This window comes from Corynebacterium sp. KPL2838 (assembly GCF_040225455.1).
GTDB lineage: Bacteria > Actinomycetota > Actinomycetes > Mycobacteriales > Mycobacteriaceae > Corynebacterium > Corynebacterium rhinophilum.
In genome coordinates, this window is record NZ_JBEHFT010000009.1 from 24,787 (window position 1) to 37,329 (window position 12,543).

Annotated in this window: 15 protein-coding genes and 1 pseudogene; 11 read left to right on the forward strand and 5 right to left on the reverse strand. The window is 55.5% G+C overall.

Features of this window, described 5'->3' with window-relative positions; genetic code table 11:
- Positions 1-63: 63 nt before the first annotated feature.
- The 5 genes and pseudogenes from ABRP98_RS04700 (at position 64) to mscL (ending at position 4,991) form a co-directional block, all read left to right on the forward strand.
- Positions 64-645, forward strand: a complete 582-nt coding sequence (locus tag ABRP98_RS04700) for a 5-formyltetrahydrofolate cyclo-ligase (RefSeq protein ID WP_349857774.1) — start codon at positions 64-66, stop codon at positions 643-645.
- Between the two features lie 41 nt (positions 646-686).
- Positions 687-1,412 carry an SAF domain-containing protein gene (locus tag ABRP98_RS04705; RefSeq protein WP_349857776.1) on the forward strand — a complete coding sequence of 242 codons (726 nt, stop codon included), beginning with the start codon at positions 687-689 and terminating at the stop codon, positions 1,410-1,412.
- A gap of 836 nt (positions 1,413-2,248) precedes the next feature.
- A pseudogene (locus ABRP98_RS04710) lies at positions 2,249-2,830 on the forward strand (ABC transporter ATP-binding protein); the annotation flags it as partial.
- A complete protein-coding gene (locus tag ABRP98_RS04715; RefSeq protein ID WP_349857777.1) occupies positions 2,823-4,145 on the forward strand; it encodes a hypothetical protein in 1,323 nt (440 codons plus the stop codon). The pseudogene ABRP98_RS04710 and the gene ABRP98_RS04715, both read left to right, overlap by 8 nt.
- Before the next feature lie 348 nt (positions 4,146-4,493).
- The gene (gene mscL, locus ABRP98_RS04720) at positions 4,494-4,991 is read left to right on the forward strand and encodes a large-conductance mechanosensitive channel protein MscL (RefSeq protein ID WP_349857778.1); all 498 of its coding nucleotides are present in this window, start codon (positions 4,494-4,496) and stop codon (positions 4,989-4,991) included.
- Positions 4,992-5,100: 109 nt separating this feature from the next.
- Here mscL and ABRP98_RS04725 read toward each other — a convergent pair whose 3' ends face one another.
- The 3 genes from ABRP98_RS04725 to ABRP98_RS04735 form a co-directional block, all read right to left on the reverse strand.
- Entirely contained in the window at positions 5,101-5,334 is a 234-nt protein-coding gene (locus tag ABRP98_RS04725) for a hypothetical protein (protein WP_349857779.1), read from the reverse strand.
- A gap of 28 nt (positions 5,335-5,362) precedes the next feature.
- Positions 5,363-5,971: a MogA/MoaB family molybdenum cofactor biosynthesis protein gene (locus ABRP98_RS04730; RefSeq protein ID WP_349857781.1), complete on the reverse strand. Its 609-nt coding sequence runs from the start codon at positions 5,969-5,971 to the stop codon at positions 5,363-5,365.
- 62 nt (positions 5,972-6,033) lie between these two features.
- Positions 6,034-7,536: a S1C family serine protease gene (locus ABRP98_RS04735; RefSeq protein WP_349857783.1), complete on the reverse strand. Its 1,503-nt coding sequence runs from the start codon at positions 7,534-7,536 to the stop codon at positions 6,034-6,036.
- A gap of 315 nt (positions 7,537-7,851) precedes the next feature.
- Between ABRP98_RS04735 and ABRP98_RS04740 the strand changes: the two genes are divergently transcribed.
- Positions 7,852-9,225, forward strand: a complete 1,374-nt coding sequence (locus ABRP98_RS04740) for an MFS transporter (RefSeq protein WP_502878784.1) — start codon at positions 7,852-7,854, stop codon at positions 9,223-9,225.
- A 173-nt stretch (positions 9,226-9,398) separates the two neighbouring features.
- Here the strand turns inward: ABRP98_RS04740 and rpmF are convergent, their stop codons facing one another.
- On the reverse strand, positions 9,399-9,572 hold the full coding sequence (rpmF, locus tag ABRP98_RS04745) for a 50S ribosomal protein L32 (RefSeq protein WP_005279913.1): 174 nt from the start codon (positions 9,570-9,572) through the stop codon (positions 9,399-9,401).
- A gap of 15 nt (positions 9,573-9,587) precedes the next feature.
- Complete coding sequence (locus tag ABRP98_RS04750; protein ID WP_005279912.1) at positions 9,588-9,857, reverse strand: type B 50S ribosomal protein L31; 270 nt, start codon at positions 9,855-9,857, stop codon at positions 9,588-9,590.
- Positions 9,858-10,372: 515 nt separating this feature from the next.
- Between ABRP98_RS04750 and rpmB the strand changes: the two genes are divergently transcribed.
- The 5 genes from rpmB to ABRP98_RS04775 all read left to right on the forward strand — a co-directional run bounded on the left by rpmB (position 10,373) and on the right by ABRP98_RS04775 (position 12,474).
- Complete coding sequence (rpmB, locus tag ABRP98_RS04755; RefSeq protein ID WP_005279911.1) at positions 10,373-10,609, forward strand: 50S ribosomal protein L28; 237 nt, start codon at positions 10,373-10,375, stop codon at positions 10,607-10,609.
- Positions 10,610-10,611: 2 nt separating this feature from the next.
- Entirely contained in the window at positions 10,612-10,776 is a 165-nt protein-coding gene (gene rpmG, locus ABRP98_RS04760; protein ID WP_023025964.1) for a 50S ribosomal protein L33, read from the forward strand.
- A 3-nt stretch (positions 10,777-10,779) separates the two neighbouring features.
- A complete protein-coding gene (gene rpsN / locus ABRP98_RS04765) occupies positions 10,780-11,085 on the forward strand; it encodes a 30S ribosomal protein S14 (protein WP_005279906.1) in 306 nt (101 codons plus the stop codon).
- 15 nt (positions 11,086-11,100) lie between these two features.
- A complete protein-coding gene (gene rpsR / locus ABRP98_RS04770) occupies positions 11,101-11,355 on the forward strand; it encodes a 30S ribosomal protein S18 (protein ID WP_005279904.1) in 255 nt (84 codons plus the stop codon).
- A gap of 336 nt (positions 11,356-11,691) precedes the next feature.
- A complete protein-coding gene (locus ABRP98_RS04775; protein WP_284770611.1) occupies positions 11,692-12,474 on the forward strand; it encodes a putative nucleotidyltransferase substrate binding domain-containing protein in 783 nt (260 codons plus the stop codon).
- The last annotated feature ends 69 nt before the right edge of the window (positions 12,475-12,543 follow it).

The window sequence follows — 12,543 nt, forward strand, 5'->3', positions numbered from 1 at the left end:
TTAGGGTACAACGGCGCACTATTTTCCTGTGTAGCGCTACGCCACGGACGCTATTATTTATTTATGCCTTCTTCCAGCGATATCAAAGCTCAACTCCGTACCCGCCTGCTTCGCGCGCGCCGCAGCCTCACCGACGATAAGCGCGCGGAATGGACCACTGCCTTGCGCGAGCAGTTGGAACCCGAGCTTGCCGGCGTATCGAGCGTCGCTGCCTATTGGCCGTTGGGCTCAGAGCCAGGCGGGGCGGATTTCATCCCGTGGCTTTCCCGCCGCGTTGACCGCGTATTATTGCCCATCACCTGCGGCAACGGCGTCTTGAACTGGGCAGAATACAAAGGCCCGCACAGCATGCAGCCCGGCCAGTTGGGCATTTCTGAGCCGGCCGGCCCGCGTTTTGATAGCCGCGTGCTGTGCGGTTGCGATCTGATTTTGGCCCCAGCCATGGCCATCGATGCCGCCGGAAACCGCCTGGGCAAAGGCGGCGGGTACTATGACCGCGCGCTTTCCATGGTGCCGCGCAACCACCCCGCGGTACTCGCCATGGTCTACCCCACCGAGTTCCTTGACTCTATCCCAGCCGGGTCGCACGATCGCCGCGTCGAGGCCGTGGTTACCGCCGCAGGAATCCACCGCTTTTCTTCCTAAACCGAGGGAACCGCGCAGGCGGTAGCGCAGTCTAATTATGCATGGCTCATTCCCCGTCCCCGCGAATCTCACAGTTCTTCCGCACTCTGCGCACCCCTGGGCACCGCCGCGGCGTGCTCGTGCGGCGCGTCATCGCGCTGGTCCTGCTCGTTGCCGCACTGGTTTCCGCGATTTCCAGGGCGAAGGAACTGCCGCAGGTGCTGGTCTTTAGCCACGATCTGCCCGCCGGTGCGGAGCTTTCCGCCGCCGATGTCTCCCTCGAGCGCCTGCCTTCTTCTTCCATTCCTAGCAGCGCGCTTGCCGATGCCCCCTCCGATCTCGCCGGCCGCATCATCACCGCCGCCGCGGGCAAGGGCGAGGTGGTCACCAGCCAGAGACTCCTAGGCCAAGAGTTGGTCTCTAGCCTCGTCGCGAACTCGGGGTCTGCCGATTCTAAGGAAGGAGGCTCCGGCCGCATGATCCCAGTAAAACTTGCCGATCCTGACATCATCCCTCACCTGCACCACGGCGATACCGTCGATATCGTCACCGCAAGCGATGCCACCGATTCCCAGCCCGCGACCGCACGCGTCATCGCCTCCGGCGCCCGAGTCGTATCTACCACCACCGCGGAGGGCGAAGTTTCTTCTGCCACCGTCTTGCTCGCACTTCCCAATGAGCACGCCAACGATGTAGCCGCCGCTTCATTAAACCAACCGCTGACCGTGGTCATCGTGGGCGATCGCGCCCAGCCCCAAGCCGTTGATGACGCAGATACTGCTGCCTAAAGACCGCCTCAACCTATTGCGTATTGGTCGTCTTTGCAGTACTTATTCCTGATCTATTCCTGCGCCGATTCCGCGATTTCAACAGCTTGACCGACGTCATAGGTCGGGTTTTGTCAAGGAATCAAAATCCAGTTTTCCGACTGACCCGCGAGCCTCGGGTGGGCTATTCAAAGCTCTTCCAGGGAAGTCCCGTTCTCCCTATCCTCTCGGGCAAATTCCTGAAGAAATTCGTATGCGGCATTATGACCAATATGCGGTGCCGCCTCTAGGCCGAGCCCTTTTGTTCGAAGCCCAAAGCCGAATTTTACGACCGTCAGCGTCGGCCTACCCGCGATGCTCTTCACCAAACTATGACCTACTGGACTGAAAGGGCTACAACCGTAGACGCCAACCCTCCACACTCGGATTGGTCAATCTCGTCGATTTCGAATGCCACATCGCCCAAACCAGGCAGGAAGAAGAAATCGCTGCCTAGCTATGAGGTAGCGCTACTAAGAGTCCATAATTTGAGGAAAATTCGATTCCTGTCGTGCAGAGCGGGTCTCACTTCCTCAGATGTCTACTTAGCGAGGGCAAGAGCGAGCACTCTTTCTATAATCCGCCCCAGTTTGACGTCCCTTAGTGTAGTGTCGAAACCACTGACCGGCCTGCAGATTCGTAGCTCCCACGATCATTAACAATTTGTTGTCGGTGTCTTTCAGTTCAAAATTCAATTCTTCCGTACTCAATTACAAGGTTATTTCCATGCCCACCAATAGGCCAGTGCTTGAAGTCCAAGCAGTTACTGTCAAGGCGACTCCGGAGACACCCCCCTAGCATTACCCCTAGATTTTGCACTTTATGACGGACAAAAAGCGTTATTATCGGGACCTTCTGGATGTGGCAAGACCACATTCCTGAACGCGCTAGTAGGATTGCATCCCCTTAACGAAGGTAACGTCGCATTACTTGATGAATTCGACGTATCTAAAATTTCGGTGTCAACGCGCCAAAAATTACTCCGCAGCAACATTTCCTACGTTGGTCAAGAATTATTTCCTTTTCCAGGGCTCACGGTCAAAGAATATTTAGAATTCAATCTACAAATTTGTAATAAAAAATCGAATTCTCGGGCATACATCGAAATTCTTGGATCTTTAGGTATAGAGCACACTTTAGACCAATTATTAAGTGAACTTTCAAAAGGCCAGTTACAGCGAGCCATGATTACTGGGGGACTCATACGCCAACCTGGATTACTTCTACTTGACGAGCCGAGCAGTGCATTAGATAGCGATTCTCGGGACAGTTTATTCAGTGTCTTGGACGACGTTGTGCAAGAGGGAACAGCAGTTCTCATGGTGTCCCACGATCCAGACTTTGAAAGTTTCGTTGATGGTGTAATCGTTATGGAAAAGGACGACGCGGGCCATGAATAAGTATTTCCGAAAAGTTGGGTCTTCGATCGTCGGAGAAGTCAAAATATACTTCTATGCACTCGCATTACTCCTCGGAATCACCACAAGTTTCGTTCTTGTTTTGGGTTCGGTCTGGTCGCGATTAATCGACGAGTACCCGGATGACCAATTCAAATTCATTGGTGGAAATATGCTCTTCTGGGCTACATTTGTTGCTATCGCAACTAACATTCCGTTAGGAGCTCTCGGGTCCTTACTTCTTCGGGAACAATCTGTACTACTTATACGCTTTGGGCTAGGTCGGCGACACTTCATCCGCGTATTGGTTAGTCAAATGTGGAGACCACTCGTCGGCGCCTTACTCCTCGTGGCCGTTCTTTATTTACCATTTTCTGCATTATTAGAGTGGATTCCTGATGAAAGTGGTGCCCCATTAATCCGGGTTGGTGGATTTGGTATCCCCTCATCTTTCGGCATACTTCTTGCAGCCATTAACCTTTTTCTCCCACTAGCCATCTCAACTTTACTCCTGGGTACAAATTTGGTGAAAGGTGCGAAGAAAAACTCGGCGGCATTAGATTCGATAAAACGGTGGCTCGCACGAGGTATTTTTGCTTTAGGTGGAGCATCGTTGATTATATTCGGAATAGTTTATCAAAATGGACAGCAAGGTGGCATTTTATTTACGATAGGGCTATTGCTCGTAGGCGCTATCCTCGTTCCTCATTTGGGACCACAAATTGCACTCGGCATTACAAAAATCGTCGCAAGATTATCCTCATATCGCCCTAGCCCCGTATTGAGCCAATCTGTAACTTCTGAGTACCGGTCGCGACTTTCCGGAATTGCGTTATTCCTTTTCCTCGTCACAAGTATTCCCGCATTACTTTTCAGTGCATCTGGCATGCAGGCCAGAGCAATGGGAAAAGGCGGTATTGCGCAATGGGATTTCTGGATCCTAATGGCAGTTCCTCTAGCTTTTACTCTATTAGCGATTATTTCTGCCAGTCTCATACTTAGCCAATTACTCAACCGCAGTCTCTATAAATTCCTGAAGTTAGGGGTTTCGGGCAGCGAATACCATTTCGCATTATTGCTCACACTTGCTTCGGTGGTTTTCACTTCGCAGATATTAGTACTTGCTAGCATATTTGTCCTAGGTTTACTCATGATGTTCATTTGGAATATCAGTTGGATCGAAATGTTCAGTGAACTATATTGGCAACCCCTAATACTTGTGGCCATCCTTGTAATGATATTAGAGCCGCTTCTTTATGCATTATTTTCCAGAATAAAGGGAAAGAACACCCAAAACCTTTCGGTACCGACTAGATAGCCTGCTGCAGGAGACTCTAGTTTAAGTCCGACAAAAGTTAGGTTATCCATACAGTTCGCCTGCCCCTATAGTGACGCCAAGACAAATACACCGAGCGCCTCATTCATACGGGATCCCTTCCGCCCGCGAATTGGAATAATGTTATTTTCAACCAATAATTTTTAAATCGCACTTTAAGCCCGACATTATAAACCGATATCGCAACCGTTGCGCGGTAGTTAACTAAGCGACAATTTTGCCACCTCTAATCCTCTCAAGTTGTGATGACTTTCAGCTTGAACTAAACTTCCCGCTTGCTCATGGTTCACACCCATCCTTATCTATTCCCAGAAAGGTTCTCCGTCTCCCATGCTCAAGGGCTTTAAAGACTTCATTATGCGCGGCAACGTGGTCGAGCTTGCCACCGCAGTCATCATCGGTTCCGCATTCACGGCGATTGTTACCTCCGTAACGGATTCCATTATTCAGCCGATCATTAACTCCTTTGGCTCCGCCGAAGTCGATGGTTTGGGCTTCCAAATCACCGATAATAAGTCCACCCTCGTAGACTTTGGCGCCGTCATTACCGCAGCGATTAACTTCCTGATCATCGCCGCAGTGGTGTACTTCCTCATTGTGATGCCATTGAACAAGCTCACTGAAGCCGCCAAGCGCCGCCAGGGTGTGGACCCAGAGGCACCGGCACCAACCTCGGAAGAACTCCTTGCAGAAATCCGCGATCTCTTGCAGGCACAGAACGCTGATGCTGTCACCGCCGAAGATAAGGCACTTGGGGATGCCGCTGCGGCCGAGGGTACCGATAACTCCACCGCTTCAGAGAGCAAGCACAGCCGCCACGACGACTAATTCTTGCTAAGAAGCAGTTAAGCCCGTGTCCACCTTCGCAACGAAGGAGGCCACGGGCTGTTGTTATGACTGCTTGAGCATTTCCTGGCTCGGGACAAGTATGCGCGGGCTATCCGCCGTGATGCGGCGGCTGGTTTTCGCGGTAAAATTCTTCGCCGCGCTCGGCGGCTTGGGCGAGATCGCCTTCCGCTGCGGCATCCTCGAGGGTGACGATGCGCTGGGCATCAGTACCTTCTCCACTAGCTAATTCCTGCTCTACAGGGCGATCCGCGCTGCGGTCATATTCCGGGGCATCTGATCGCCGGAATACGCGCCTGCGCTGACGGCGTGGTTGCGAGGTCATGGCAGTATCTCCACCCCTTTCCTTCGCGTTATTGCACGCTGGATTCTTGCAGTTGATCCACGAGGTGGTGGACCAGCGGGGTCAACGTGGCCATGCCGTCGCGCACGGCAGCGCGCGACGGCGCAAGGTTGACCACGACGGTGGAACCAGAAACGCCCGAAATTCCGCGGGATGCGCACGCATCGACCGCGCCGCAAGCCTGACCAGAAGAGCGCAAGGCTTGGGCCACGCCCGGCACCATCTTGTCGATGACCCCAGTGGTAGCTTCCGGCGTCTTATCGCGCGGGCCCACTCCGGTGCCGCCGACAGTGAGTACGAGATCTACACCGCCGACGACGCCAGTTTCAATGGCCTGCCGGATCTTAGATTTCTTCGAGCGCACAACTACCGAACCATCGATGCGGAAATCCGCCTCTGCCAAAAGCTCAGTAACCAGTTTGGAGGTACTATCTGAATTTTCGCCGGGGTGATCCGTGACGATCACAACGAGTGCGCGGCGTGGAGCCGCCAACCGGTCCTCTTTCTCACTGGCCAAGAGGTAGGCATCATCCGGCTCCGCCACATCCCGCAAAGCGTCTGTGGAAGCCGAATCCTCCAAACTGGTGGAGTCGGTCAAGTCTTGCTGGGAGTCTGCCATTTTTCTCCTTCAAAGAAACGTCGGGGGGCGCAATGCGGACACGGCGCGGGCTGCGTTTTAATCTACTCGCCTGTCAGGGTTACCTCTACCTGACGAGTGTCATCCGAATTTCCATCGGATACTTCCAAGGTGACGGTCGCACCGAAGTCCTGGGAACGCGCGGCTGCGATAAGCGCATCGGCGTTTTCAATCAGCCGGTCATTGACGCGGGTGACGATATCGCCCTGCTTCAAACCTGCTTGTTCCGCCGGGCTCCCCGGCTCAACCTCGGCAATGCGCGCGCCATTTCCGTCATCGCGCGCCAAGACCTTAACCCCCAAGGTGGGGTGGGTTACGTGGCCTTTATTGATGAGCTCATCAGCCATGCGCTTGGCAAAGTTGGAAGGAATGGCAAACCCGAGGCCGATAGATCCGCCCTCACCCGAGGTCTTATCGGACAACGACGCAATCATCGAGTTCATACCAACGATATTGCCCTCCATATCCACCAAGGGACCACCGGAATTGCCGGGGTTGACGGCGGCGTCGGTCTGGATGGCATCGATAAGCGAGGACTCGCCACCCTGCTGAGATGCGCGCACCGGCCGATTCTTGGCGGATACGATGCCGGAGGTCACCGTGGCATTGAGGCCGAGCGGCGAGCCGACGGCGACTACTTCCTGACCAACCGCTACCGCATCCGAGTCACCGAATTGCAGGTGCGGCAGGTCGTGCACGTCCTTGATCTTGATGATGGCAACATCCGTATTGGCATCGGAAGCCACGAGATCGGCTTCGTGCTTGCTGCCATCATTCAAGGTCACCTGCATGATGCCGCCTTGCTCTGCACCGGCGATGACGTGGTGGTTGGTTAGCACGTAACCATCAGGAGAAATGATGGAACCGGAACCTTCCGCAGCCGAGGTCCGAGTAGCGGTCTGAATGGATACCACGGCCGGCAAAACCTTGGCAGAAACCGCTTCCACCGAGCCTTCCTCTGGCTCCTTGCCCATGCTATTGGCAGCCGGTTTACTAGTGAGCGCCTCATTGACCACGGACGTGCCGCTGCTGGATTGATTCTTTCCCACGACCACGCCGGTAATGGAGCCTGCAGCGATTGCCGCTACCGCAGCGATTGCCATCGCGGCACCCAGCCCGATCTTCTTTTTCTGCTTTGGCTGTGGCGGCAATGGCGTTACCCCAGGCACGGGCAGCTGGCCGGGTTGGTTATTCGCAGGCCCCTGCTGGGAGTAATCGCCTTGCTGGGTAGCGAAGGACGAGGTTTCATCCTGCCCGCGGGTAGCACCCGGCTGAGCGCCGCCAAAGAGGCGATTGCTGGGCGGGGTGTACTGCCCGTGCTGCGGCGCCTCGTTACCGTGTGCGGAGGCTTGTGCCTCCTGCTCGTTGATGCGCGGCTGGTTCCAGCCTTGGGAATAGGTTCCGTTGGAATACGCGGATCCAGTATCCTGTTGCCCTCCGCGCGGCTGGTTATACGGCGCCTGCCCATTGTTCGCGCCGTTGGGTTCCTGCGGGACACCGTGCGACTGACCATTATTACCGCGGTTGTCATCATTCCTCATGTTCATAGGAACACTATGCCTCGCTTCACTTAGTCACAACTTAAACTACTCTGCCAACCTACTAGAAGTTCCTGTGAAGTTACTGTAGGCAATACGCTGGCCAAACTCACCACACCTGTCGCCTCCCTTACGTTCGCACTCGACTCCACCATCACCCCGTTAGACATCCTCCCATCCCGCGGCACACCGCTGTGAACAGAATCACCGAGGAATAAAATCGATCCATAGCTATGTTAGCGTACTTTTATATTTAACTTAAGGTTAGCCTTACTTTAACCTTAAGTTAAATCTTTTTTATCTTTCCAACCCAAGGAGTATGCAGTGCTGACATGGCTCAAATCTCCCCGCCCACGCCCTCAATTACCTAAAGAGGACGTTGATAAGAAATTCCCCCGCCTTCGTTTCCAGGTCTTCATGGGAATCTTCCTGGGTTACGCGGGCTTTTACCTCATCCGCAACAACATCTCCACGATCGCGCCGCTGCTGCTGGAAGATAACGGGAGCATCGACAAGCCTGCAATCGGCATCATTAGTAATGCCGTGCTGATTTCTTATGGCTTATCCAAATTCTTTTCCGCCATGCTCGCGGACCAATCCAATGCGCGCTATTTCCTGCCCATCGGGCTGAGCTTGTCCGCGCTGATGAACCTGATTGTCGGATTCGTCCCGTGGGTCTCTGCATCCGTAGGCGTCTTTGCCACCGTCATGTTCCTCAATGGCTGGTTCCAAGGCATGGGACACCCACCATGCGGCCGCGTCATCGTGCAATGGTTCTCCACATCCGAGCGCGGTTGGAAGGGCTCGCTGTGGAATACCTCGCACAATGTGGGTGCAGGCGTATTACCGCTGCTGGTAGGCGTCGGCTTGGCGATGACCGGCAATCAATGGCAGGTAGCCTTTTGGCTCCCCGCAGTCGCGGCCCTGATCATCGCGGCCTTAGCTTTCTTACTCATCCGCGATAACCCGCCTTCAGAAGGACTGCCGACGGTCGATGAATGGCGCAATGATCCCGCCAAGGTTGCAGATATCCAGCGGCAAGAAGGCGATGGAATCTCCACCAAGGATCTCATTTTCAAATACGTCCTGCGCAACCGCATCATTGTCCTCTTGGCCATCGCCAACGTATTTGTCTATGCACTGCGCTACGGCGTGCTCAACTGGATTACGACGTACCTCGCTGAAGTCCACCACATGAACATCAATTCCGGCTTGGTCGCCTTCGGCGCCTTCGAGCTCGCAGGCCTGCTGGGCACCATTCTCTGCGGCTGGATGTCCGATAAGCTCTTCCACGGCAACCGCTCTAAGGTCATCTTGATCTTTATCTTGGCTACGGGCCTGTCCATCGCCGGCTACTGGCTGGCACCAGTGGGCACCCCGTTCGCGGTTATGGTTACCTTCATCGCACTCATCGGTGCCTTCATCTACGGTCCGGTTGGCCTCATCGGTTTACAGGCCCTCGACCTCTCCCCGCGCAATGTGGCAAGTACCGCTTCCGGTTTTACGGGGCTTTTCGGCTACCTGCTCGGTGCCACGCTCGCCTCGACCGGTGTGGGCTACCTGGTCAAGTACGCCGGTTGGAATGTCACCTTCATGGTCTTCCTGCTCTTTACCATCCTCGTTTTGGCCATCTTCCTCTTTATTAATAAGGAAGAAGTCCGCCTCACCGAGGAGCGCAAGGCCGCCCTCGAGGCATAGGCCTTCGGCTTAGGAGAACGCACTGTGGCTGCGCGTTCCCCGCACCACCTGCCGCCCACCCCGGGCCTGCAGGTGCTTTTTGATGCCCCCTAGAATCTAAGCGGGTCTAAAACATCGCAACCCCCTCGCAGTCACTAATAAGCAACCGGGAGGGGGCGAGGATGAAAGCAGGCTTAGAACTGCTCTACGTCAACCAGGCCGAGCTTAGCGGCCTTGACCAGACGGCGCGGGATGCGCACGGTCTGACCGTCAATGGTGACTTCCTGGAGGGCGACGTTGTCAGCCTTCCACTGGGAACGACGTGCGTGGGTATTCGCACGGGACTTCTTAAACTTAGGAGTTGCCATTTTCTCTTCTTCTCCTTACGCGTTCTTCTTCTTGCGGCGAGCCATGGCACCGAAGCGCTGGTTGAAGCGCTCGACGCGGCCAGCGGTATCCATAACGCGCTGTGCACCAGTCCAGAACGGGTGGGACTCAGCAGTAACGTCAACGACGATGAGCGGGTACTCGTTGCCGTCTTCCCACTCAACGGTGCGAGAAGAGGTAGCGGTGGACTTGGTCAAAAAGGAGTGACCGGTACCAGCATCACGGAAGACCACTGGGTGGTAATCCGGGTGGATGTCTTTCTTCATATATATTCCCTCAGGGTTGGACTACGGGTCGGTTCCGCACACTGGATTGCTATGCCGGTACGGATCGTGCCCGAGTTGGGATGTACAGTTACAGCTCGCCCGGCGCCACAAAGCGCGCCGACCGATAACCTGAATTATCCTACATTCCACGGCCATATATACGAAATTGCTCGCCTGTGGCAACCACAGTCGCCACAGGCACACATATGCGCCCCATTCATTATAGTAGGCCTCGTACCTCCCCAATGCTTTGGGCGCTGTCGCTTGATCATCGGCAGAAAGCCGACACCTTTATACGTAGGGGCATCGCAGCAGCGATTAGGTATATCGCGAGTAAGGCTGTAAGATTTGCTCTTGCTGTTGTCAAAATATACGTATTACGCCCCGTCTACTGGTTTTTGACGACGATGCCGCACCTGCTCACACCTCACTTTTTGAGCACTGCCACCCTCACACGGCAGTCGGCACGTAGTCGTTTATAGCCACGATGTGGGCGGCTAGGAGAAAGAAGACCCATGTCGGCTATTTGCCAGGTAACGGGCCGCAAGCCGGAATTCGGCAAGCAGGTCTCGCACTCGCACCGCCGCACTTCGCGCCGTTGGAACCCCAACGTGCAGCGTCGTCGCTACTACCTGCCCTCTGAGGGCCGTACCATTACTCTGAATGTTTCCACCAAGGGTATGAAGATCATTGACCGCGACGGCATCGAGTCCGTTGTTGCCAAGATCCGCGCACGTGGGGAGAAGATTTAAGTATGGCACGTAACGATATTCGCCCAATCATCAAGCTGAAGTCCACTGCGGGCACCGGTTACACCTACGTGACCCGTAAGAACAAGCGCAATAACCCGGATCGCATCTCCCTGAAGAAGTTCGATCCGATCGCCCGCAAGCACGTCGAATTCCGCGAGGAGCGATAATTCATGGCTAAGAAGTCCAAGATCGCTAAGAACGAGCAGCGCAAGGAAATCGTCGCCCGCTACGCGGAGCGTCGCGCTGAGCTCAAGAAGATCATCAAGAACCCGAACACCCCGGATGAGGAGCGTTTGGAGGCTCAGTTCGAGCTGAACCGCCAGCCTCGTGACGCTTCCCCAGCCCGCGTTCGTAACCGCGACGCAGCCGATGGCCGCCCACGCGGTTACCTCCGCAAGTTCGGCCTGTCCCGTGTCCGTATGCGCGGCATGGCTCACCGTGGTGAGCTGCCGGGCGTTCGCAAGTCCAGCTGGTAAAGGGGTAATTGCACAATGGCTAATAAGCGCAATAACCAAAAGAAGTTCCGTATGGAGCAGAGCCGTCGCCCGAAGAAGAACCCTTTGAAGGCTGAGGGCATTGAGAAGGTGGACTACAAGGACACCAAGACTCTGCGTCTATTCATCTCGGATCGCCACAAGATCCGTTCCCGTCGCGTCACTGGCTTGACCCCGCAGCAGCAGCGTCAGGTTGCTACCGCAGTCAAGAACGCACGCGAAATGGCTCTCCTGCCGTTCACCACCCGCTAAACAGTAGCTGGGTATCAACAGCGCACTTTTGCCGCTGGCAAGTGTGACACGGTAAAAGATCCATAAACTTTCGCCGCCCCGCCTTTCGAGGTGAGGCGGCGAAAGTCGTTTTAGTAGCCTAAATTCGCGCTACACCGCACACACGCCATACCTCCGCGAGAGCACCAGCAGCAAAGCTCCGCGACGGACTCCCACAGCACCCTTACTCGGCGGCACCCGCCGCACGCTCCCCCGAGCGCTACTGCGATATCGCATAAGTGTTACATTTATAGCAATCCTGCGCCGCACAATTTTTAGATGCGCACCGCTTTGCAATGAGTGAAAGGCAGTGACTGTATGGGCCTGCATCAATCCCTTCTCGATCTTTCGGAGCTTGCTCCCCATTGCCAGTCCCGGGCAACTGCTCGCGGCTTATTGGCGGAAGCACAAGATGTCTTGCGCAATGCGGTAGCGCACCAGGACGATGAGATTGAATTAGCCAACTGGTTTTCGCGACTACTGACAGATATCGTGCGCGCGCCAGGCGTGGATGCGGATATCCGGTTAACCGGTGCGGCGGCGCGCGGGGATCAGCTACCCAGCATGCCCATCGAGTGGATGGGAGAAGACAGCGACTTGGAGTCCGTCTTTCGCGATGTCGGGCTAGAGGTACATCAAGCGGCCGATTCCATGGCAGCGCGCGTCGATGCCGGCCTGCCTTTAGGCCGCGGCGGCGAGCAAGCTTTGCTGGAGGAGGCGTTGTCCCAGCGTCCGCCTCTGCTCCAGCGCGTTGGCGGTTTGCCCGATCGCAGTGCGGCCGTAGATATCAAGTCCATGCTGTTATCCCCCATCGCCGCCATTGCGCGCTGGGCGGCACCGGGCCCGCGTCCCACGGTCGATCGCCTCGCCATTGGCCAAGAACGCGGGATGCTCACCGCGGAGGACGCAGAGACCCTCGACCTTGCGTGGCGCACTGGGTATTCGGTAGAAATGCGCCGCTGGTTCGACAACGTGCACGGCCGTGAATCCGTCCTGCAAGACCTGCCACCACTGGAGCGCACGGCCTACGGCACGGCCTGCCGCATGGTATCTGCGACCTTCGAGTCCATCTCCCAACGCACCGCGGATGGCGCACATTAGAATCGCCACAAAGTTTTTGTGGCTACGCATGCGGTCCGCGCCGGCGGGCTGCAGGGCTGTAGAGTTGTT

Excerpts from the sequence above, each read along its gene's own strand:
- ABRP98_RS04725 (WP_349857779.1), bottom strand. The coding sequence starts at position 5,334 with ATGACCTCGCAACCACGCCGTCAGCGCAGGCGCGTATTCCGGCGATCA.
- ABRP98_RS04715 (WP_349857777.1), top strand. The coding sequence starts at position 2,823 with ATGAATAAGTATTTCCGAAAAGTTGGGTCTTCGATCGTCGGAGAAGTC.
- rpmG (WP_023025964.1), top strand. The coding sequence starts at position 10,612 with ATGGCACGTAACGATATTCGCCCAATCATCAAGCTGAAGTCCACTGCG.
- rpsR (WP_005279904.1), top strand. The coding sequence starts at position 11,101 with ATGGCTAATAAGCGCAATAACCAAAAGAAGTTCCGTATGGAGCAGAGC.
- rpmF (WP_005279913.1), bottom strand. The coding sequence starts at position 9,572 with ATGGCAACTCCTAAGTTTAAGAAGTCCCGTGCGAATACCCACGCACGT.
- ABRP98_RS04735 (WP_349857783.1), bottom strand. The coding sequence starts at position 7,536 with ATGAACATGAGGAATGATGACAACCGCGGTAATAATGGTCAGTCGCAC.
- ABRP98_RS04705 (WP_349857776.1), top strand. The coding sequence starts at position 687 with ATGGCTCATTCCCCGTCCCCGCGAATCTCACAGTTCTTCCGCACTCTG.
- mscL (WP_349857778.1), top strand. The coding sequence starts at position 4,494 with ATGCTCAAGGGCTTTAAAGACTTCATTATGCGCGGCAACGTGGTCGAG.
- rpsN (WP_005279906.1), top strand. The coding sequence starts at position 10,780 with ATGGCTAAGAAGTCCAAGATCGCTAAGAACGAGCAGCGCAAGGAAATC.
- ABRP98_RS04750 (WP_005279912.1), bottom strand. The coding sequence starts at position 9,857 with ATGAAGAAAGACATCCACCCGGATTACCACCCAGTGGTCTTCCGTGAT.
- ABRP98_RS04700 (WP_349857774.1), top strand. The coding sequence starts at position 64 with ATGCCTTCTTCCAGCGATATCAAAGCTCAACTCCGTACCCGCCTGCTT.
- ABRP98_RS04730 (WP_349857781.1), bottom strand. The coding sequence starts at position 5,971 with ATGGCAGACTCCCAGCAAGACTTGACCGACTCCACCAGTTTGGAGGAT.
- rpmB (WP_005279911.1), top strand. The coding sequence starts at position 10,373 with ATGTCGGCTATTTGCCAGGTAACGGGCCGCAAGCCGGAATTCGGCAAG.
- ABRP98_RS04775 (WP_284770611.1), top strand. The coding sequence starts at position 11,692 with ATGGGCCTGCATCAATCCCTTCTCGATCTTTCGGAGCTTGCTCCCCAT.